21 protein-coding genes are annotated in these 18,322 nt (G+C 69.2%); 6 read left to right on the forward strand and 15 right to left on the reverse strand.

The features are described from left to right. A partial coding sequence (locus QZV94_RS13180; RefSeq protein ID WP_293678352.1) for a hypothetical protein occupies positions 1–249 on the forward strand: 249 nt, incomplete at its 5' end. Positions 250–258: 9 nt separating this feature from the next. Here QZV94_RS13180 and QZV94_RS13185 read toward each other — a convergent pair. Beyond that, entirely contained in the window at positions 259–672 is a 414-nt protein-coding gene (locus QZV94_RS13185) for a CHRD domain-containing protein (protein ID WP_293678353.1), read from the reverse strand. Positions 673–743: 71 nt separating this feature from the next. Further along, entirely contained in the window at positions 744–2,021 is a 1,278-nt protein-coding gene (locus tag QZV94_RS13190; RefSeq protein WP_293678354.1) for a cytochrome P450, read from the reverse strand. Between the two features lie 303 nt (positions 2,022–2,324). Between QZV94_RS13190 and QZV94_RS13195 the strand changes: the two genes are divergently transcribed. Further along, the gene (locus QZV94_RS13195; protein WP_293678355.1) at positions 2,325–3,425 is read left to right on the forward strand and encodes an NADH:flavin oxidoreductase; all 1,101 of its coding nucleotides are present in this window, start codon (positions 2,325–2,327) and stop codon (positions 3,423–3,425) included. A 32-nt stretch (positions 3,426–3,457) separates the two neighbouring features. On the opposite strand, the gene QZV94_RS13200 is transcribed toward QZV94_RS13195, so the two are convergent. The 4 genes from QZV94_RS13200 to QZV94_RS13215 all read right to left on the reverse strand — a co-directional run bounded on the left by QZV94_RS13200 (position 3,458) and on the right by QZV94_RS13215 (position 5,803). Continuing rightward, positions 3,458–3,976, reverse strand: coding sequence for a dihydrofolate reductase (locus QZV94_RS13200; RefSeq protein ID WP_293678356.1), 519 nt, complete (start codon positions 3,974–3,976; stop codon positions 3,458–3,460). Positions 3,977–3,985: 9 nt separating this feature from the next. Then, entirely contained in the window at positions 3,986–4,300 is a 315-nt protein-coding gene (locus QZV94_RS13205) for a phosphoribosyl-ATP pyrophosphohydrolase (protein WP_293678357.1), read from the reverse strand. Between the two features lie 2 nt (positions 4,301–4,302). Then, positions 4,303–5,148: a thymidylate synthase gene (locus tag QZV94_RS13210; RefSeq protein ID WP_293678358.1), complete on the reverse strand. Its 846-nt coding sequence runs from the start codon at positions 5,146–5,148 to the stop codon at positions 4,303–4,305. A gap of 112 nt (positions 5,149–5,260) precedes the next feature. Continuing rightward, positions 5,261–5,803 carry a DUF924 family protein gene (locus QZV94_RS13215; RefSeq protein WP_293678359.1) on the reverse strand — a complete coding sequence of 181 codons (543 nt, stop codon included), beginning with the start codon at positions 5,801–5,803 and terminating at the stop codon, positions 5,261–5,263. A 149-nt stretch (positions 5,804–5,952) separates the two neighbouring features. Between QZV94_RS13215 and QZV94_RS13220 the strand changes: the two genes are divergently transcribed. After that, entirely contained in the window at positions 5,953–6,684 is a 732-nt protein-coding gene (locus tag QZV94_RS13220; RefSeq protein ID WP_293678360.1) for an RcnB family protein, read from the forward strand. Here the strand turns inward: QZV94_RS13220 and QZV94_RS13225 are convergent, their stop codons facing one another. The 4 genes from QZV94_RS13225 to QZV94_RS13240 all read right to left on the reverse strand — a co-directional run bounded on the left by QZV94_RS13225 (position 6,685) and on the right by QZV94_RS13240 (position 10,186). Then, entirely contained in the window at positions 6,685–7,167 is a 483-nt protein-coding gene (locus tag QZV94_RS13225) for a Fur family transcriptional regulator (RefSeq protein ID WP_293678361.1), read from the reverse strand. It abuts the gene before it with no gap. A gap of 74 nt (positions 7,168–7,241) precedes the next feature. Beyond that, the gene (locus QZV94_RS13230) at positions 7,242–8,291 is read right to left on the reverse strand and encodes a DUF4167 domain-containing protein (protein WP_293678362.1); all 1,050 of its coding nucleotides are present in this window, start codon (positions 8,289–8,291) and stop codon (positions 7,242–7,244) included. A 249-nt stretch (positions 8,292–8,540) separates the two neighbouring features. Further along, positions 8,541–9,407 carry a peptide chain release factor N(5)-glutamine methyltransferase gene (gene prmC, locus QZV94_RS13235; protein WP_293678363.1) on the reverse strand — a complete coding sequence of 289 codons (867 nt, stop codon included), beginning with the start codon at positions 9,405–9,407 and terminating at the stop codon, positions 8,541–8,543. Beyond that, a complete protein-coding gene (locus QZV94_RS13240) occupies positions 9,404–10,186 on the reverse strand; it encodes an MOSC N-terminal beta barrel domain-containing protein (protein WP_293678364.1) in 783 nt (260 codons plus the stop codon). The genes prmC and QZV94_RS13240 overlap by 4 nt, the downstream gene beginning before the upstream one ends. 97 nt (positions 10,187–10,283) lie before the next feature. Between QZV94_RS13240 and QZV94_RS13245 the strand changes: the two genes are divergently transcribed. Beyond that, entirely contained in the window at positions 10,284–11,420 is a 1,137-nt protein-coding gene (locus tag QZV94_RS13245) for a YihY/virulence factor BrkB family protein (protein WP_293678365.1), read from the forward strand. A gap of 14 nt (positions 11,421–11,434) precedes the next feature. On the opposite strand, the gene prfA is transcribed toward QZV94_RS13245, so the two are convergent. Beyond that, positions 11,435–12,511 (reverse strand): peptide chain release factor 1, encoded by a 1,077-nt coding sequence (prfA, locus tag QZV94_RS13250; protein ID WP_293678366.1) that lies wholly within the window; start codon positions 12,509–12,511, stop codon positions 11,435–11,437. 76 nt (positions 12,512–12,587) lie between these two features. Here prfA and QZV94_RS13255 point away from each other — a divergent pair, with 76 nt between their 5' ends. Together QZV94_RS13255 and QZV94_RS13260 are read left to right on the forward strand one after the other, a co-directional pair. Beyond that, entirely contained in the window at positions 12,588–13,172 is a 585-nt protein-coding gene (locus QZV94_RS13255; protein WP_293678367.1) for a pyridoxamine 5'-phosphate oxidase family protein, read from the forward strand. A 56-nt stretch (positions 13,173–13,228) separates the two neighbouring features. Continuing rightward, positions 13,229–13,537: a hypothetical protein gene (locus tag QZV94_RS13260; protein WP_293678368.1), complete on the forward strand. Its 309-nt coding sequence runs from the start codon at positions 13,229–13,231 to the stop codon at positions 13,535–13,537. 60 nt (positions 13,538–13,597) lie between these two features. Here QZV94_RS13260 and QZV94_RS13265 read toward each other — a convergent pair whose 3' ends face one another. The 4 genes from QZV94_RS13265 to ptsP form a co-directional block, all read right to left on the reverse strand. Further along, on the reverse strand, positions 13,598–13,891 hold the full coding sequence (locus QZV94_RS13265) for a hypothetical protein (protein ID WP_293678369.1): 294 nt from the start codon (positions 13,889–13,891) through the stop codon (positions 13,598–13,600). 82 nt (positions 13,892–13,973) lie between these two features. Further along, positions 13,974–15,116, reverse strand: a complete 1,143-nt coding sequence (gene ispG, locus QZV94_RS13270; RefSeq protein ID WP_293678370.1) for a flavodoxin-dependent (E)-4-hydroxy-3-methylbut-2-enyl-diphosphate synthase — start codon at positions 15,114–15,116, stop codon at positions 13,974–13,976. Positions 15,117–15,180: 64 nt separating this feature from the next. After that, the gene (locus QZV94_RS13275) at positions 15,181–16,302 is read right to left on the reverse strand and encodes a helix-turn-helix domain-containing protein (protein ID WP_293678371.1); all 1,122 of its coding nucleotides are present in this window, start codon (positions 16,300–16,302) and stop codon (positions 15,181–15,183) included. A 55-nt stretch (positions 16,303–16,357) separates the two neighbouring features. Next, a partial coding sequence (ptsP, locus tag QZV94_RS13280) for a phosphoenolpyruvate--protein phosphotransferase (RefSeq protein WP_293678372.1) occupies positions 16,358–18,322 on the reverse strand: 1,965 nt, incomplete at its 5' end.

Consider the following 18,322-nt stretch of genomic DNA (forward strand, 5'->3'; position numbering starts at 1 on the left):
GACTGGACCGACGTGAGACAAACGGGCGGCGCGCTGGTGGAGTGGCGCGTGGCGTGCGGTGAATCCACGGGCGACTCTGTCATCGCGGCTGACGGGATTGCGAAGGTGGTGATCGCCCTGATGCGGTCCTGGGACCCCGGGCCAGATGCGGCGGCCGTTGGGACCATTGTGGGTCAGTCCACCGGCGCGAAGCCGGCACCGCCCAAAGTTGCGAAGCCTAAGGCGCCGGCTGGGGCGAAGGCGCCTTAGGCCAGGCCGCTACTTGCTCAGCTGGCCGCGGATCGCACCGCCGCCGAACTCGGCGTTGTGCACGTTCACGTAGTAGTTGGCCGGGTGGGCTACGATGTCCTGGACCACGTCGGCCGCCGCCGTGGCGCAGCCGGAAACCTTGCCCGCTGCGTCCGGCGCTTTCATCATCACGACGGGCGGCCCGGACGCACCTGCCGCACCCTTGTGGATGTGGGCCGCGGTCGCCGCGGCGATCTTCTCCACGGACACGTCGTAGCAGACCTCGTTCTTGGCCGTGTCGACCTTGAAGTTCGCGTGGCCCATGCCGTCCGGATCGGCGGCGGCGGAGCCCATCAGGTGGGCCGCGAGTTTGGTCTCCCCGGCGACCGTGGGCGCGGCGGCGAGACCGAAGGCGGCGAGAGCGAGTACGAGCCGTTTCGTCATGGGGCGTCTCCTGCAGCCCGAACTGGGCGGCGGGATGGAAACCCTTTGCCGGCAGCGCGTCAATCGCCCTGCTAGTTCCGCGTCGGGATGATCACGGGAAGGTATTCGTAGCCCTTCACGAAGGGCGACGGCACGCGGCGCGGCGGCCCGACGACCTCGATCTTGGGGAAGCGGGCGAGGATTTCCTCCCAGATGATCTTCAGCTGCAGTTCGGCCAGGCGGTTGCCCACGCAGCGGTGGATGCCGAAGCCGAACGACAGGTGCTGGCGCACCCGCGGCCGCTCGATCCAGTAGTCGTTGGGCCGCTCGATGACTTCCTCGTCACGGTTGCCCGAGACGTACCACATGGCCACCTTGTCGCCGGCCTTGATGGTCTTGCCGCCCATCTCCACGTCCTCCAGCGCCGTGCGGCGCATGTAGGCCAGCGGCGTCTGCCAGCGAATGGTCTCGGAGACCATCGCGGGGATCAGGCTGTGGTCGGCGCGCAGGATGCGCTCCTGGTCGGGAAACAGGTGCTGGGCGTAGACCGAGCCCGAGATCGAGTTGCGGGTGGTGTCGTTGCCGCCGACGATCAGCAGGATCAAGTTCCCCAGGTACTCCATGCGGTCCATGTTCCGCGTGGACTCGCCGTGGGCCAGCATCGAGATCAGGTCGCCCTGCGGGGGCGCATTCACCCGCTCGTTCCACAGCCGCATGAAGTAGTCGACGCATTCGAACAGCTCGCCGCGGCGCTGCTCCTCCGCCTTCTCCTTGTCGTTGGAAGCGAACAGGCCGGAATCCGGGCCGGCGGTGGCGACGTCCGACCAGCGGGTGAGCTTGCGGCGGTCCTCCCAGGGGAAGTCGAACAGCGTCGCCAGGGTCATTGTGGTGAGTTCGATGGACACCTTATCCACCCAGTCGAACTGCTCACCGATCGGCAGGTTGTCGAGGATCTCGCCGGCCCGCTCGCGGATGATCGGCTCCATGCGCATCAGGCTGGCGGGGGAGACGATCGGGCTAACCGTCTTGCGCTGCACGTCGTGCTTCGGCTGATCCATGGCGATGAACATGGGTAGCGTGAAGTCCTCGGCCGGATCGGGCAGGACGATCGTGGGCTCGGACGAGAAGCGCAGGTGGTCGGTGTCGACCGCCATGATGTCGTTGTACTTGGTGATCGACCAGTAGCCGCCAATCTCCTCTTCCGGCGACACCGACCAGTGCACCGGGTCCTCCTTCCGCAGGCGCTCGAAGTAGGGCCAGTGCGTGTCAGTGCGGAAGAGCTCCGCGTCCCCGGGATTGATCTCCTCGATCGGCATGGAATAGGCCGCCTCGCGGGCGGCGCGCTTCAGGTCGATGGCGCCGTCGTCCATGGTTCGAGCTCCCTGCGGCGCGGGCTCAGGCGCCGCGTTCCGTCGACGGTGACCATGACCCCAGGGGCTGGGCGAGTCAAGAAAGTGACACTGGCGTCAACTTCAATCCAGGTTGTGAACGGTCGATGAGGCCGGCGCCGGGTCCCAGATGCGCTTGAAGCGGGGTGCGAGCGCGGTGCGTTTACGGGGCCGCAGGCGGAGCTTGCTGCCGGGCCGGAAGGCGGCAGGGGATCAGATTTTCTAAGCTGGCGCCGCGCCTGAACGCCGATCACATTGCGTCCAGCGCAGCTATTGGGAATCCGCATGGCCTCCGACGTCCTCTTCACGCCCTTCAGCTTCAAGGGCCTGACCCTGCCCAACCGCATCGTCATGGCGCCGATGACGCGGTCGATGTCGCCCGATGGCGTCGCCACCGACGAGGTCGCCGCCTACTACCGCCGCCGCGCTGAGGGCCAGGTGGGCCTGATCATCTCAGAGGGGACGGGCGTCGATCGGCCCGCCTCGCTCAACGACCCCAACATCCCGCGCTTCCACGGCGAGACGGCGCTCGCCGCCTGGAAGAAGGTGATCGACGAGGTCCATGCCGCCGGTGGCCTGATGGCGCCTCAGCTCTGGCACGTGGGCGCCGTGCGCGCTCGCGGCGACGCCTGGCAACCGCCGGGCCCCTATGACAGCCCGTCCGGCTACTCCAGCCCCGGCAAGCAGTTCGGCGACCCGATGACGGAAGAGGAGGTGGCCGACGCCATCCGCGCCTTTGCCGACGCCGCCGCGGCCGCCAAGGCGCTGGGCTATGACGCCATCGAGCTGCACGGGGCCCATGGCTACCTGATCGACCAGTTCTTCTGGGACGGCACCAATGTCCGCGAAGACGCCTACGGTTCCAAGGACATCAACGGCCGGGCCCGTTTTGCGGCCGATATCCTGCGCGCGGTCAGGAAGGCTGTCGGGCCGGACTATCCGGTGATCATCCGCATCAGCCAATGGAAGCAACAGGACTTCGCCGTGAAGCTGGCCCACGACCCCAAGGCTCTGGAAGCCTGGCTGGGCCCGCTCGTGGACGCGGGCGCCGACGTGCTCCACTGCTCTCAGCGCCGATTCTGGGAGCCGGAATTCGAAGGCAGCGACCTGAATTTCGCCGGCTGGGCGAAGAAGGTCACCGGCGTGCCGACCATCACCGTCGGCTCGGTGGGCCTGACAGGCGATTTCATCGCGGGCTACGGCGGGGAAAAGTCCGAGCCGGCGTCGCTGGATGAGCTGCACCGGCGTCTCGATCGCGGCGAGTTCGACCTCGTTGCCGTCGGCCGCGCCCTGCTGCAGGACCCGCAGTGGGTGGTGAAGATCCGCGAGGGCCGCCACGACGAGCTCTCAGCTTACGACCTCAAGGCCATGGCGACGCTGTACTAAGCCATGTCGTCTTCCCGTGCGGGTCGAACGCGTCAGGCGCGTTCCAGCACCCGTGCGGTGAAGGCGTACTCGTCGTCCGGCCCGGCCTCGTGCCGCTCGGAGCGGACCTCGCGCCATCGGCTTTCGTCGATCGGGGCCAGCACCACGTCGCCCTCCACCTCGGCCTCCACCTCGGTGAGGTAGAGCCGGCGCGCCTTCGGCAGGGCCAGCTCGAACAAGGAGGCGCCGCCGATCACGCAGATCTCGCGCGCCCCGTCCTCCTCCGCCTGCTCGCGGGCGATGGCCACGGCTTCGGCGAAGTCCTCGCAGACCACGCAGCCGGCCGGCTCGAACGACCCATCGCGGCTGAGCACGATGTTTGTGCGGCCCACCAGGGGTTTCCGGGGCAGGCTGTCCCAGGTCTTGCGTCCCATGATCACCGGCTTGCCCATGGTGATCGCCCGGAAGATCGCCAGGTCCGACTTCAGCCGCCAGGGCAGCTCGCCCTCGCGCCCGATAACGCCATTGCGGGCGCGCGCGATCGGGCCGGCGGCGAGGATGACCTGAGACATGGCCTCTCTCTAGGCCACCGGCTCCAGCCACGTCAGCCACTTCCTGCGCACCGCGGCCTCCGGGTCGATGTCGAAGCGGCGGCAGTAGAGCAGGAGCATGCACAGGACGTCGGCGGCCTCGTCGGCTCGGTCGTGCTCCGTGGCCTCCCCGCGGCCGCGGCTGGAGAGGCGCAGGTGGGCCTGGGCCAGCTCGCCCAGCTCCTCCTGGAGCTTGATCAGGAACCAGTCGTCGTCGCGCGCGATGGCGTACTTTCCCGCATAGATGTCGGAAATCTCGGCCGCCGCGGCGGATACCTCGGCCAGGGTAAGCGGGGCCTTGGGCACGTCTACACCGCGATTGGCGCGGCGATCGCGGGGTGCGGCCGGTAGCCCTCGAGCTGGAAGTCCTCGTAGTCGAAGGCGAACAGGTCGTCCTTGTCGGCCACGTGCATGACCGGCAGGGGGGCCGGCTCGCGGCTGAGCTGCAGCTTCGCCTGGTCCAGGTGGTTCAGGTAGAGGTGTGCGTCGCCCAGGGTGTGCACGAACTCGCCGGGCTCGTAGCCTGTGACCTTGGCCACCATCAGGGTCAGCAGTGCGTAGCTGGCGATGTTGAACGGCACGCCAAGGAACACGTCGGCGGAGCGCTGGTAGAGCTGGCAGGAGAGCTTTCCCTTCGCCACGAAGAACTGGAAGAGGCAGTGGCAGGGCGGCAGCGCCATGTCCTCCACCTCGGCCGGATTCCAGGCCGAGACGATGTGACGGCGGCTGTCGGGGTTGGTCTTCAGGCTCTGCACCACCGCCTGGATCTGGTCGATGATGCGGCCGTCCGGCGCCGCCCAGGAACGCCACTGCTTGCCGTAGACCGGGCCGAGTTCGCCAGCGTCGTCGGCCCACTCGTTCCAGATGGAGACCCCGCGCTCCTGCAGCCAGCGCACGTTGGTGTCGCCGCGCAGGAACCACAGCAGTTCCAGGATGATCGACTTCCTGTGCAGCTTCTTGGTGGTGAGGAGCGGGAAGCCCTTGGCGAGGTCGAACCGCATTTGCCGGCCGAACACGCCAAGGGTGCCGGTGCCCGTCCGGTCGCCGCGCTCAGCGCCGTTGGCCAGGATGTCGGCGAGGAGTTCGAGGTACTGGCGCTCCGGATGGTCAGGGGCGGCCTGGTAAGCCGGGCGAAGGGCGACGGGCGCGTTCATCTGCCTGGCAGGGTCGCGCGAACGGGACGATTCGGGAATTGGTGATTCGGCCGCGGGGCGCATCGTCCACAGGGTTGGCGCCGCCCTGTGCACAACGGCGAAACAGCCGGACTCATCCTGCGAACCCGCCTTCGTCGAGAAACGCCTGTTCCTCGGTCGTGGTGGTTCGCCCCAGGGCGGCGTTGCGGTGCGGGAACCGGCCGAACCGCACAATGATGTCGCGGTGGAGGCGCGCCCACTTCATCACCTCGGGATCGTCCAGGTCCGCCGCAAGCGACAGACCGAAGTCCTGGTCCGCCAGATCCTCCGAGTGTTCGAACGGCAGCAGCATGAACTGCCGGAGCGCGGTCTCCACCTGCAGGTGCCAACCCTTCTCGGCAGCCGGCCGGGCGAAGGATCGCGCCTTCGGGTCGGTGGCGAAGGCGTGGGCGGAGCCTCGGTAGAGGTTGCGCGGGAACTGGTCGAGCAGGATCAGGAGCGCCAGGGTCCCCTCCGGCGTCTCCCCCCATCCGTCGTACTTCCCGCGCGCCGCCAAGTGGTGCACCGGCTCGAATCGCAGGCGGATGGAATCGTCGAACCGGGGGTTCTTGGCGAACCAGCGGGTGGGGCCGGCGCCTGTCCAGAACGCCAGGATGTCGTTGGGCGTCGCCGTCACGCCAATCTCCGCATTCGGGCGCTCCTCTCGGTCGCCGCATGACTTGGGCGGAGGCCGGCCTTCGTTCAAGCTTGGTTCACCAAACGGCTGCGCACTCTTCTTGCAAGGGACTAGCGGTCCGCACGCGCGGGCCTAGGCGGATGGCGTAGATGAAGATGGCAATGACGGCCTTGGCCGTCGTGTTCCTGGCGGCCGCGGGCTCCGCGATAGCCGCGCCGGGGGACGGCGGGCAGCGCGAGCGTGGCGACCGTTCCGCCCGCAGTGAGAGAGCCGACCGACCGCGCATGGACGGCGCCGGGCGCGGGGGCGAGCACCGAGGCGGGGGCGACCGTCGCCAGCCAGACCGCCGCGCCTGGGACCACCGAGGCGACACGCCGCCCGCCGGCGCGCCGCCGGCGCGAGCGGACAACGACCGACGCGGCGATCGCGGCGACGGGCGGGGTCGCGGTGACCGTCGCGATGGCGACCAAGTCGGCCGGGGCGACCGCCGGGGCGGCGATCGGAACGACTGGCGGGGCCGCGATGGCGACCGGGGTGAGTGGCGGGGCCGCGATGGTGACCGTGGCGGCCGCTACGATCACGATCGGCGCGGTGATCGCCGCCACTGGGAGCGGGGACGCTATCCGGGCGTCTACTTCAGCTCGCACCGCTACCGTCACAGCTGGCGTCCGCCCGCCGGCTACTACGTCCGCCTGTGGGGCTTCGGCGATTTCCTGCCGCGCGGATGGTACGCCCCGGAGTACTACATCAACGACCCATGGAACTACGACCTGCCGCTGGCCCCGCCTGGGTTTGACTGGGTGCGCACCGGCTATGACGCGCTGTTGGTCGACAACTACAGCGGACAGGTCGTCCAGGTGGTGCGCAACGTCTTCTGGTGATCAGCCGGCCCGGCAGGCGGCGCACAGGCCGCGGGCTTCCAGGGTGATGGCGCGGATCGCGTAGCCGGTGGCCTCAGCCGCCGCGACCTGGGCGCCGAGATCGGGCACGAACTCGGCCGCCTCGCCGCAGCAGTCGCAAATCAGGAAGGCCGCGGCGTGCCCGCCCGACAGCCGGCACGGCACGTAGGCGTTCAGGCTCTCGATGCGGTGCGCGAAGCCCAGACGCTCGAGGAACTCCAGCGCGCGGTACACCGTCGGCGGCTTGGCCGACTCGCCACCGGCTCCAAAGGCGGCGATCAGGTCGTAGGCCTTCTGCGGCGCGTCCGAGGCCAGCAACAGCTCCAGCACCCGGCGGCGGGGCGCGGTAAGCTTCTCCTGTTCCTCCACGCAACGCGCCTCAGCCGCGGCCAGCGCCTGGCCCAGCGCCGCACCGTGGAGGCCATGGTGAGTGTGGTGCTCGTGGTGGCCGCAGGTGTCCGCCATGCCGGCAGCTAACTCCGATCCTGGGCGCGCATCAACGCCCTGCCCGGTCATCAAAGGCCAGTGTGGAGCAGCCGCTACGCTTCCTCGGTCTCGGTGGGGGCGGGGCCTTCGCCGGCTTCGAAGGTGCGGGGCGCTCGGCGGCGGCGGGGCTTGGGCTTTTCCGCGGCCTCGTCGGTCGCGGGGGCGGGGGCCGTGCGGGCCTGCAGGAAAGCGGGCGCATGGCTGGCGCCGCCGTCCGAGTCTCGCAGCATAGGCCCACGCTCCGGCGGATCGCCCTGCGGCTGGACCACGGGGAGCGGGTCGCGCTCGGGCCGGTCCTGACGTTCGGGACGCTCACGGCGCGGTTCGTCGCCCTCGGCGCGCGGACGCTCGTCGCGCGGCGGGCGATCGTCGCGGGGCCGGTCGTCACGAGGACGCTCGTCCCTCGGTCGATCGTCGCGGGGGCGGTCGTCGCGGTTGCGGTTGCGGGCATCGCGCCCGTCGCGGTCGCGCCACGGGCCCCGATCTCGGGCGCCGTCATTGTTGTTACGGGGGCGATCATCGCGCGGGCGGTCGTCGCGGGGACGGTCATCCCTCGGACGATCATCACGAGGACGCTCGTCACGGGGACGATCATCACGCGGACGCTCGTCACGGGGCCGGTCATCCCGCGAACGATCGTCGCGTGGCCGCTCGTCGCGCGCCTGCCACTGGCCGCGATCCTCGCCGCCGCTCGGGCGCCCGTCGCCGCCGTTTTCGATGGCGTTGGGGTCGTAGGGTTCGCCCTGAGGCTGCCCGCTCTCGTCCTCGAAATCGATGTCGTAGCCTGAGGCGAACTGGTCGCGCCCGAGGATCTCGCTGGCCGGACGGTTGGGCTGGATGGCCCGGAGCAGGCGGAAATAGTGCTCGGCGTGCTGGAGGTAGTTCTCGCCCAGGACCCGGTCGCCGGCGGCGTTCGCGTCGCGCGCCAACTGCTGATATTTTTCGAACACGTGCTGGGCGTTGCCGCGCACCTTGACCCCGTCGGGGCCATTGGAGTCGAAGGCCCGGTTGGCGTTCTGAGTCGGCTTGCCGCCTCCGCCCCCGCTGCCGCCACCACCACGATTGCGCCCGCGTTGGCGCTTCATACCCTTGAAATCTCTCATAGTTCGGAAACCGTTCGGCTTTCCCTTGAGCGCCTTGTCGGCGGCTTTGCCTTCAGCTTGGTCGGGCGGCGCCCGCTCTCATTGTTGAAGACGTAAGTGTTCCCCGTCTTCCGCCCGGGAGCTCTTCAGCGTGAGGCCAACTTGGTGAGAAAGCGTCGCGCCTGTCGGGCCGGGCGGGCGTCCTTCATGGGGACGCATCTACCTGCAACACCGACGAATTTGGGTGGAGACAACAGATGATGTAGCGGCTCACCCCGCGGTTTCCAAGGCCTTTTTCGTGCCTGCGACAACCCGGTGGCGGTCGGAGAGGTCCTTGATGGTGGTGACGCCCATGGCCCCGGCCTCCCGGAACAGGGCTTCGACGGCCGACTTCTGATCGTAGCCGATCTCCACGGCGAACCGCCCGCCGGGCTTCAGCACCCGCAGGATCTCCGGCGCGAGGATGCGGTAGTGGTCCAGGCCGTCGGCGCCGCCCTCCAGCGCCAGGCGGGGCTCATGGTCGCGCACCTCCGGCTCGAGGGTCTCGATGACTTCGGCGGCGATGTAGGGCGGGTTGGACACCACCAGGTCGAAGCTGTCGGCCTCCAGGAGGCTCGACCAGTCGGCGCGCATGAGGGCCATTCGTCCTGCGAGCCCGAGGCGCGCGGCGTTGTCGCGCGCGACGGCCAAGGCTTCCTCCGAGATGTCGATGCCCAGACCGCGGGCCGCCGGGCGCTCCGCCAGGATGGCCAGCAGGATGGCGCCTGACCCCACCCCGAGGTCCAGCACCGACCAGGCCGCGTGCTCCGGGAAGTCGCGCAGGACGTATTCCACCACCGTTTCGGTGTCCGGCCGCGGCGTCAGCACGTCGGGCGTGACCCGCAGCATGATCTTCCAGAACCCCTTGCGCCCCAGGATGTGGCTGACCGGCTCGCGACGCTCGCGGCGCGTCAGGTAGTCCTCGAGAGTCGCTTCCTGCTGGGTGGTCAGTTCGCGGTGAGGATCGGCGATGATGTCAGCCCGCGTGGCCTCGGCGGCGGCCTCCACCAGCAGGCGGGCGTCGATCACCGGGCCGGTGATGCCCACTGCGTCCAGCCGGGCCTTTGCCAGGCCCCAGGCTTTCACCAGGGTGGTCACGGCGCGGCCTGTTCCTGCGGCTCGGTCACCGCATCGCCCAGGCCCACCCGCCCAGGGGCGGTCATCCGCACGTAGATGCCGCAGTTCATGTGCCCGTAGTTGTCGAACAAGGCCTTGGTGACCTCCAGGTCGCGCTGCGCCGTCGTGGGATCGACATCGGTCGCCGCGCAGCGGACGATCGGCTTGAATACGGTGGCCCGGGCCCACCCGGCCATCAACGCGCGGCCCTCCCACCCGTTCTCCGCCCAGGCCGGCCATCCCTCCACGTAGAGGTTGCCGCGGAAGCGTAGCGGGTCGAGTTCCACACCCATCTTGGCCGAGAGGTCGCGCACGCTGGCGAGGTTGATGATCGACACCTGGCCCAGGGGGTGGTCGGTGAACCGGAACTGGCCCCGCGCGTCGACCACCTTCAGCGGCCCGCGGATATCGCCGGGCTCCAGGATGGCCGTGAGCCACGCCACGAACGCCTCGCGACCCTGCGGCTCGGCAAGGCGGCCGCCAAACGTCGGATGCCCGGGAGCCTCCGCGGTCATCACGCCGGAGGCATCGTCCAGCCTCGTCCTCACCGCGGCCACCTTGGGGATCGCCGCCAGCACGGTGAACTTCTGCTTGGTCACCCAGGCCGGGGCATCGGGATCGAACCCCGACGGTCCGTTCTCGACCGCGTAGGTGCGGTCGTGCGGAAAGCCTTCGCCGGGGGCGAGGTCGACGTGCGTCAGGCTCTCGGGCGTGAAGCCCTTCACCGGGTGGCGGAAGATGCCCGCAACGTGGCCGCTCATGCCGGGCTTCTGGCCGAAACGGCTGCGCTTCACAAGGCCGGGGGAACGCGCGGCGGCCGGCGCCGTTTGGCCAGCGACGGTTGGGAGCAGTCGGTTGGTGAGCGACGCAGATCCTCGGTCCTCGCGCGACGTCGCCCGCTCGCCGCCTCAGTTGCCGCGCGTTGGTCCGAGACCCACGCCCGGTCTCAGCCGCCAGCAGGTCGCCCAACCCGACGAGTTCGAGCGGCAGGAGCCGGAGCGCGGTCGGGTCGCCGACTGGCCGCATCACATCCCGTGGCGGGGCTGGCGTGACATCGCGTGGCGCACGGCGAGTGAGGTAAACCACGACCGCCTGACCGTCGTGGCCGGCAGCGTCACCTACTACACCCTGCTGGCCATCTTTCCCGCGCTCGGGGTCTTCGTCTCCCTCTACGGCCTGATCGCCGATGTGAAGGCGGTGCAGGAACAGCTGATCCAACTGTCGACGGTGTTTCCACCGGCGGCGTTGAGCCTGATCGGCGAACAGATGATGCGCCTGGCGACCGGGGAGCCGGCCGGCCTTTCGATGGCCTTCGCCGGCAGCCTGCTCCTCTCGCTGTGGAGCGCAAGCGCTGGAATGAAGTCGCTCTTCGACGGCCTGAACATCGCCTACGACGAGACCGAGAAGCGAGGCTACGTGATGCGCACCGCGCTGACGATTGGCTTCACCGCCGCCCTGATCGTGTTCCTGATCGTCGTCAGCGTCATCCTGATCGCCGGTCCGATCGCACTGGAGGCCGCGGGCCGGCGTGGCGACTGGGTGGCGGCCGCCCGGTGGCCACTGGTGTTCCTGATGGCGGCTGCAGCGTTCACGGCCGCCTATCGGTACGGCCCCAGCCGAGCCCCGGCCCGCTGGCGATGGCTGGTCCCGGGCGGCGTGGCTGCGGCCACGCTATGGATGGCGGGCTCGGTGGGCTTCTCCTGGTACCTGGGCAACGTCGCCAGCCTGGACGTGACCTATGGCTCCCTTGGCGCGGTAATCGGCTTCATGATCTGGGTCTGGTTCTCCGTGATGCTGGTGCTGATCGGCGCGGAAATAAACGCTGAGATCGAGCACCAGACCGCGCTCGACTCCACCACCGGCGAGCCGGAGCCCATGGGCGCGCGCGGCGCCACCATGGCCGACACGGTGGGCCTGCGCTTTGCCGGCCTCCGCCACATCCTCGAACTGACCCGCAAGCAGGTCGCCGGCCTGCGGCAGAAGCTACGACTCTAGTCTGGAACGGCCGGTCACCCGAACTCGTCCTCCAGCGCCGCCAGCCGCGCCGCCTGGTCCTCGGCGATCAGGGGATTGATGACGTCATCCAGGGCCTCGCCCTCCATGATCTTGGGCAGGTTGTAGAGCGTCAGGTTGATGCGGTGGTCGGTCACCCGGCCCTGCGGGAAGTTGTACGTGCGGATGCGCTCGGAACGGTCTCCGCTGCCGACCTGGCTCTTGCGGCTCTCCGAGCGGGCGCTGTCCAGCGCCTCGCGCTGCATGTCGTACAGCTTCACCTTCAGCGCCTTCATGGCCCGCGCGCGGTTCTGGTGTTGCGACTTCTCCGAGCTCGTCACGACGATGTTGGTCGGCAGGTGGGTGATGCGCACCGCCGAGTCGGTCTTGTTCACGTGCTGGCCGCCGGCCCCGGACGAGCGGTAGGTGTCGATGCGCAGGTCCTGGTCGCGGATCTCGATCTCCACGTCCTCGGGCTCGGGCAGTACCGCCACAGTCGCGGCAGAGGTATGGATGCGCCCCTGCGCCTCCGTGGCCGGTACCCGCTGCACCCGGTGCACGCCGCTCTCGAACTTCAGTCGCCCGAAGACGCCGTCGCCGGTGACGGCCGCGACGATCTCCTTGTAGCCGCCGGCGTCGCCCTCCGAAACGCTGTCGATCTCCACGCGCCAGCCCTGCGTCTGGGCGTAGCGCTGGTACATGCGGAAGAGATCGCCGGCGAACAACGCCGCCTCGTCGCCGCCGGTGCCCGCGCGAACTTCCAGGATCGCGGACGCATTCTCGTCCTTGTCCTTGGGCGCCAGCAGCAGGGCCACCTCATGCTCCAGGTCCGGCAGCTTGTCCTTGAGCGCCTCCAGCTCGTCGCGAGCCAGCGCGGCCATCTCGGGATCGCCGGACGCGGCCATTTCCTCGAGCTCAGGCGCCTCGGCCTTGACCCGCCCCAGGGCCATGACCGCATCGGCCACCGGCTTCAGTTCGGCGTGTTCCTTCGAGAGGCGCACGATCTCGGTCCCGTCGGTGGCAGCGCCCATCCGCGCCTCGATCTCGCGGAAGCGATCGAGCACCTGGTCGAGTCTGGCCTGAGGAAGTCGCACGTTTCAGAATCCGTTGGGGGCGCTGTCTCTATCCGAGAGCTGGGCTTACAACAAATCGATCGGACGGAGACGAGCGATGGCCATGTTCCACCAAGGTAACCGCGAGCTGCAGGACGCCTTCGGTAGCCGCGCCCTGGCCGACCGGCTGGAGGAGACGGTAGCGCACGACCGCTTCACCGAGGGCGACGCCGCCTTTATCCAGGCGCAGAGCTTCTTCTTCCTGGCGACCGCCGACGCCGAAGGCCGGCCAGACTGTTCGTTCAAGGGCGGCCCGCCAGGTTTCGCCAGGATCGTCGCGCCGGACCTGCTGGTGTTCCCGGACTACGACGGGAACGGCATGTTCAAGAGCCTCGGCAACATCGTCGCCAATCCGCACGTCGGCCTCCTGTTCATCACCTTGGGCGAGAAGCCCCAGCGAATCCGAGTCAATGGCACGGCGCAGGTCGTCCGCGACGACGCGACCATGGCGCAGGTCCCGGGCGCGCAACTCCTGGTGCGCGTGACGCCGACGCACATCTTCCCGAACTGCCCGCGCTACATCCCCAACTTGAGCGCCGGTGAGGAGTCGATCTACGCGCCGGCCGCCGGCGCCGCGCCGATCGAGCCCGCCTGGAAGACGTTCCCCGCCTTCGCCGACGTGGTTCCGCCCCGCAGAGCTTAGCGGGAACGCTCCGCCGCGCCGGGTGTTAGGGCCCCCGGGACAACGGAGACATCAACATGGCGACCGAACGCGTAACTGAGCGCACCGATGGCCTGACCAGCGAGCGCGTCGTCGAGCGCGACGCGGGCGGCACCACCTATGTCGACAAGGGCGGCTCCGGCATGGGCGCCGTGCTCATTGGACTAGCCCTGCTGGCGCTGGTCGCCATCGTGGCCTTCTTCCTGCTGCAGTCGAACCGCAACGACGCGATGCGCACAGACGCGGTGACCAGCGCCGCGTCCAGCGTCGCCGACTCGGCGTCGAACGCAGCCGGCAGCATCGGCAATGCCGCCGAGAACGTCGGCGAGGCCGTCACGCCGAAGTAGGCACGGTACAGACGGGCCCGCCCCGTCCCGGAGCGGGCCCTCATACTGTCTGGCGTATGGCTAGACGCGTTCGCCCGACAGGGCGGCATTGCCGAACATGCCGAGCTTGCAGTTGCCGCTCAGCTTGTCGCCGTCGACGTTGGCCGTGAACTCCAGCTTCATCGGCATCGGGTTGGTGATATCGGTGTTCCAGGTGAGGGTGTTCCCGTCGACCTTACCGGTGACCTCTTGCGCGCCCATTTCTGAATCCACCTTGCCGGTGAAGGTGTCGCCGCTGGTCACGATGCTCACGTCCATCGTGCGCGCGCCCATCGGGGTGTTGATGGTGATCTTCCAGTTGCCGTCCGCGGACATCGAAGTTTCTCCAAGGAATAGGACGGCCACCTAAACGCGGAAGGCGCGCGCAGGCAAGAGTGACGCTGGCGTCACTTTCCGGCTACTGAGCCGCGTGCGGGGCCGCCGCTTCAGCCGCCCGGATCTCGGCGGCCTTGGCCTCGACCAACTCCACGATGTGGTCGACCATGCCCTCGTTGTCCTGCTTGTGATGCTGCTTGCCGGCCATGTAGACCATGCCCGCGCCCTTGCCACCGCCGGTGAAGCCGAGGTCGGTCATGAGCGCCTCGCCGGGGCCATTCACCACGCAGCCGATGATGGACAGACTGAGCGGGGTGGAAATATGCGCCAGCCGCGCCTCGAGAGCCTCCACGGTCTGGATCACGTTGAAGCCCTGCCGCGCACATGACGGGCAGGCGATGATGTTCACCCCGCGGTGGCGCAGGCCGAGCGATTTCAGCATGTCGAAGCCGACCTTCACCTCTTCGACCGGGTCGGCGGCGAGGCTCACGCGGATGGTGTCGCCGATGCCGGCCCACAGCAGCGAGCCCATGCCGATCGAGCTCTTCACCGTGCCGGTCCGGAGCGCACCTGCCTCGGTAATCCCGAGGTGCAGCGGGCAGTCGATGGCCTCCGCCAGCATCTGGTAGGCGGCCACGGTCATGAAGATGTCCGAGGCCTTCACGCTGATCTTGAACTCGTGGAAGTCGTGATCCTGCAGGATGCGGGCGTGGCGCAGCGCGGAGTCGACCATCGCCTGCGGACAGGGCTCGCCGTACTGTTCGAGCAGGTCCCGCTCCAGGGACCCGGCGTTGACCCCGATGCGCATCGAGCAGCCGTTGTCGCGGGCGGCCTGGATCACGTCGCGCACCCGGCCGGCGTTGCCGATGTTGCCAGGATTGATCCGTAGGCAGGCCGCGCCGGCTTCCGCCGCCTCGATGCCCCGCCGGTAGTGGAAGTGGATGTCGGCCACGAGCGGCACGCTGGAGGCCTTCACGATTGCGGGGAAGGCGCCGGTGGACTCCTCGTCCGGGCAGGAGACGCGCACGATGTCGGCTCCGGCCTCCGCGAGCTGGCGCACCTGATCGATGGTCGCCGCCGCATCCGCCGTCAGGGTGTTGGTCATCGACTGCACGGTGATCGGCGCATCGCCACCGACTTCCACCTTGCCAACCCGGATTTTGCGGCTGGGCCGGCGATGGATCGCGCGCCAGGGGCGGACGCTGGTGTGGTGTTCGGCGGTCATGACGCTAGGAAAATAGGCCGAGCGGACGGCGAACCCAAGGGTGCTTGTCGCCGCGCCCTGAGCCTCAGCCGGCCGGAGCCTTGGGCGGCGGCCTTGCGGGGGGTGGCGAGACGGGCGCCGCCGCGGCTGGCGCCACCGCGGCTGGCGCCGCCACGGTGGGCGCCGTCGCCAGCTTCGAGGCCAGCACCTGGGTGGCCGGCAGCACACCCTTGGACTGCCCGTCGACGAACACCTGGAAGTCGTTCGCGTTGGAAACATCGATGGTCAGCCCGGGAAGCCGCGGCGCCCTGAAGGCTTCACCCTTGGAGAGCTGACGGGCGAAGTAGACCGAGCCGTCGGCGCCGCGCAGGATCAGGGCGGCGTTCTTCAGCGCCTGCAGGGTCACCGCCGACGACAGCTGCGGATTGCCGGAATCGTAAACCTTGCCCATCGGCCTGAACGTTGTCGGCAGCGTGGCCAGGTCCACCTCCGTGCCCTCGTTCACCGCCTTCGGCCGCGGCGCATCGGCGTTGGCCTGCAGCCCCATCGATGCGGCCAGTCCTGGGGTCTCGTAGGGGGCTGGCGTGGTGGACTCCACGGGGGCAGGCAGAGGCGCGCCCAGCTCCATGGTTTGGGGCTTCATGCTGCGCAGGGCCTTCTCGACCGTCGCCTGCGCGGCGAGCGGTGGGGGCGGGGCGCTGGCGCTCATGGAGCGTTGGGCGACGTTCCACAGCACGATCGCCGAAACGATCACCACGGCCCCGATCAGGAAGGCCGCCACCCGCGGGTCGCGTTCCTCCGGCACGCCGACGGGCGCCTGAAGTTGCGCCTCCAGAACCGGTTCGTCGGTCTTGAAGCGATCGATCGCCATGTCCGGATCGGCGCCCAGCATGGCGGCGTAGGCGCGGATATAGCCGATGGTGAAGGGCCGTGAAGGCAGCTTCTCCATGTCCATCGCTTCGATCGCCTCGAGGTAGGCGCGCCGAACCCGGGTGAGGTCGGCCACCTCCTGAAGGCTGAGCTTTTTGGCCTCCCGGATCGCCTTGAGGGCGGCGCCCAGGCTGTCGTGGTCGAAGAGCGGATCGATTGGGCCAGCGAGCGGCGGCGGGAGCGGATCGGGGCCGCCAGTCGACTCGACGACGCGCAGCGCCCGGTTGCGCAGCGCGGCCCGGTCCGACGGCTTCTTCGAGGTACGCTTTCCTAGCACTGCGGTCCTGCGCGCTCCGCGACGACGAGCATCCTACTCTTAGGCTGCGTCGGCGTCAGACAGCGAGGGACAGTTTACGCGCCAGGGTTTCGATTTCGCTTCGCACCGAGCCCGCGCTCGACTTCAGGAGGGCCGAGACGCCGCGCCGGGCCATCTCGCGGTCGCAGCCCAGGACCATCTGCTTCACCGGTCCGACGCCGGCGGGCGGCATGGACAACCGCTCGAAGCCCAGGGCCACCAGGGTGAAGGCCTCCAGCGGCCGGCCCGCCATCTCGCCGCAGACGCTGACCGGCGTGCCGGTTTCGGCGCAGGCGCGCTGGATCGCCTCCAGCGCCCGCAGCGCCGGCGGCGACAGCGGGTCGTAGCGGTCGGCCACCCGGGGGTTCCCGCGATCGGCGGCGAACAGGTATTGCATCAGGTCGTTGGTCCCGACGCTGACGAAGTCGGTCATCGGAAGCAGCGCGTCCAGGTGCCAGATCAGCGACGGCGCCTCGATCATCGCGCCGACGTCCAGCCGCGACGGCGCGGGCCGTCCCCGCCGCTGCGCCCAGGCCACCTCAGTGTCGACCACAGCGCGCGCCGCGCGGAACTCATCGACGTTGGCCACCAGCGGGAACATGACCCTGAGCGGCCGCCCCTTGGCTGCCGCGATCAGGGCCCGCAGTTGCAGGCGCAGCAGGGCCGGGCGGTCCAGGCCCATGCGGATGGCCCGCCAGCCCAGCGCCGGATTGTCCTCCCGCTCGGCCTCCATGTAGGGCAGCACCTTGTCGCCGCCCAGGTCGAGGGTGCGGAAGGTCACCGGCAGGCCGCCGGCGGCGTCCATCACCCGCGAGTAGAGCGCCGTCTGGGCGTTGAACCGCGGCATCTCCTCGGAGACCATGAACTGAAACTCTGTGCGGAACAGGCCGATGCCCTCCGCTCCGGTGTCGGCCAGGCTCTCGAGGTCCACGTCCAGGCCGGCGTTCATCAACAGGGTGACCTTCACCCCGTCTCGGGTGAAGGCCGGCGTGTCCTTCAGCTTGGCGAACTCGGCCCGCCGCTGGCGGCGCACGTCGATGCGGGCCTGGATGGCGTGGACCACGTCGGGACGGGGCCGCAGGTAGGCTTCGCCCGTCTCGGCGTCGACGATGACCGGATCGCCTTCCGATACCCGGTCGCGCAGGCCCTGCAGGCGGCCCACGCAGGGGATGTCCAGGGCGCGGGCGACGATGGCGGCGTGGCTGGCGGACGAGCCCTCCTCCAGCAACAGTCCGCGCAGTTTGGTGCGGTCGTACTCCAGGAGGTCGGCCGGACCGAGGTTACGGGCGATGAGGATGGCGTTGTCGGGCAGGTCGCGCGCCACGCTGCCGTCACCCGACAGGTGGCGCAGCAGCCGGTCGTTCAGGTCTTCCAGGTCGTGCAGCCGCTCGCGCAGGTAGGGGTCGCGCGCCTGGCCCAGTCGCGCCCGGTGCTCGGAACGCACCCGCTCCACGGCGGCCTCGGCCGTGAGGCCGTTCTTCACCGCATCCTCCAGGCTGCGGTTCCAGCTCGTGGAGTGGGCGAACATCCGGTAGCTCTCGAGCACCTCATAGGAGGCGTCGACCAGGCCGCTCTGGCCCTCCAGCATCTTGTCGATCTGGTCTTTGAGGCCTTTGAGCGCAGCCCCTAGCCGCAGTTCCTCAGCCGCCACGTCGTCGCTGAGCAGCTGCGAGGAGGCCACAGGCGGCTCGTGCAGCACGGCGGCGCCATATGCGAGGCCCTCGGCGAACTTCGAGCCGATCAGCCGCTCCGGACGCCGGGGGGCGATCTCGACGCCCTCCAGTTCTCCGACCGTGATCAACTCGCCCGAGGCGACCCTTTCGGCCAGCACCATGGCCACGATCTGCAGGTCGTCGACCTCGTCGTCCGAGTAGGTGCGGGTGGCCTTGTTCTGCACCACCAGCACGCCGATCGCGCGGCCGCCGCGCAGCAGCGGCACGCCCAGGAAGCCGTGGTAGGGGCTCTCGCCGGTTTCCGGTCGGAACGAGAACGCCTCGTGCTC

The sequence above is a fragment of the uncultured Phenylobacterium sp. genome (genome assembly GCF_902826855.1).
In the GTDB taxonomy this organism is placed as follows: domain Bacteria; phylum Pseudomonadota; class Alphaproteobacteria; order Caulobacterales; family Caulobacteraceae; genus Phenylobacterium.

Coding starts and splice junctions, on each gene's coding strand:
- ispG (WP_293678370.1), bottom strand. CDS start 15,116: ATGACCGCCGAACACCACACCAGCGTCCGCCCCTGGCGCGCGATCCAT.
- QZV94_RS13210 (WP_293678358.1), bottom strand. CDS start 5,148: ATGAACGCGCCCGTCGCCCTTCGCCCGGCTTACCAGGCCGCCCCTGAC.
- QZV94_RS13255 (WP_293678367.1), top strand. CDS start 12,588: ATGGCCATGTTCCACCAAGGTAACCGCGAGCTGCAGGACGCCTTCGGT.
- QZV94_RS13260 (WP_293678368.1), top strand. CDS start 13,229: ATGGCGACCGAACGCGTAACTGAGCGCACCGATGGCCTGACCAGCGAG.
- QZV94_RS13230 (WP_293678362.1), bottom strand. CDS start 8,291: ATGAGAGATTTCAAGGGTATGAAGCGCCAACGCGGGCGCAATCGTGGT.
- QZV94_RS13200 (WP_293678356.1), bottom strand. CDS start 3,976: ATGTCTCAGGTCATCCTCGCCGCCGGCCCGATCGCGCGCGCCCGCAAT.
- QZV94_RS13195 (WP_293678355.1), top strand. CDS start 2,325: ATGGCCTCCGACGTCCTCTTCACGCCCTTCAGCTTCAAGGGCCTGACC.
- QZV94_RS13220 (WP_293678360.1), top strand. CDS start 5,953: ATGAAGATGGCAATGACGGCCTTGGCCGTCGTGTTCCTGGCGGCCGCG.
- QZV94_RS13240 (WP_293678364.1), bottom strand. CDS start 10,186: ATGAGCGGCCACGTTGCGGGCATCTTCCGCCACCCGGTGAAGGGCTTC.
- QZV94_RS13225 (WP_293678361.1), bottom strand. CDS start 7,167: ATGGCGGACACCTGCGGCCACCACGAGCACCACACTCACCATGGCCTC.
- QZV94_RS13265 (WP_293678369.1), bottom strand. CDS start 13,891: ATGTCCGCGGACGGCAACTGGAAGATCACCATCAACACCCCGATGGGC.
- QZV94_RS13190 (WP_293678354.1), bottom strand. CDS start 2,021: ATGGACGACGGCGCCATCGACCTGAAGCGCGCCGCCCGCGAGGCGGCC.
- QZV94_RS13185 (WP_293678353.1), bottom strand. CDS start 672: ATGACGAAACGGCTCGTACTCGCTCTCGCCGCCTTCGGTCTCGCCGCC.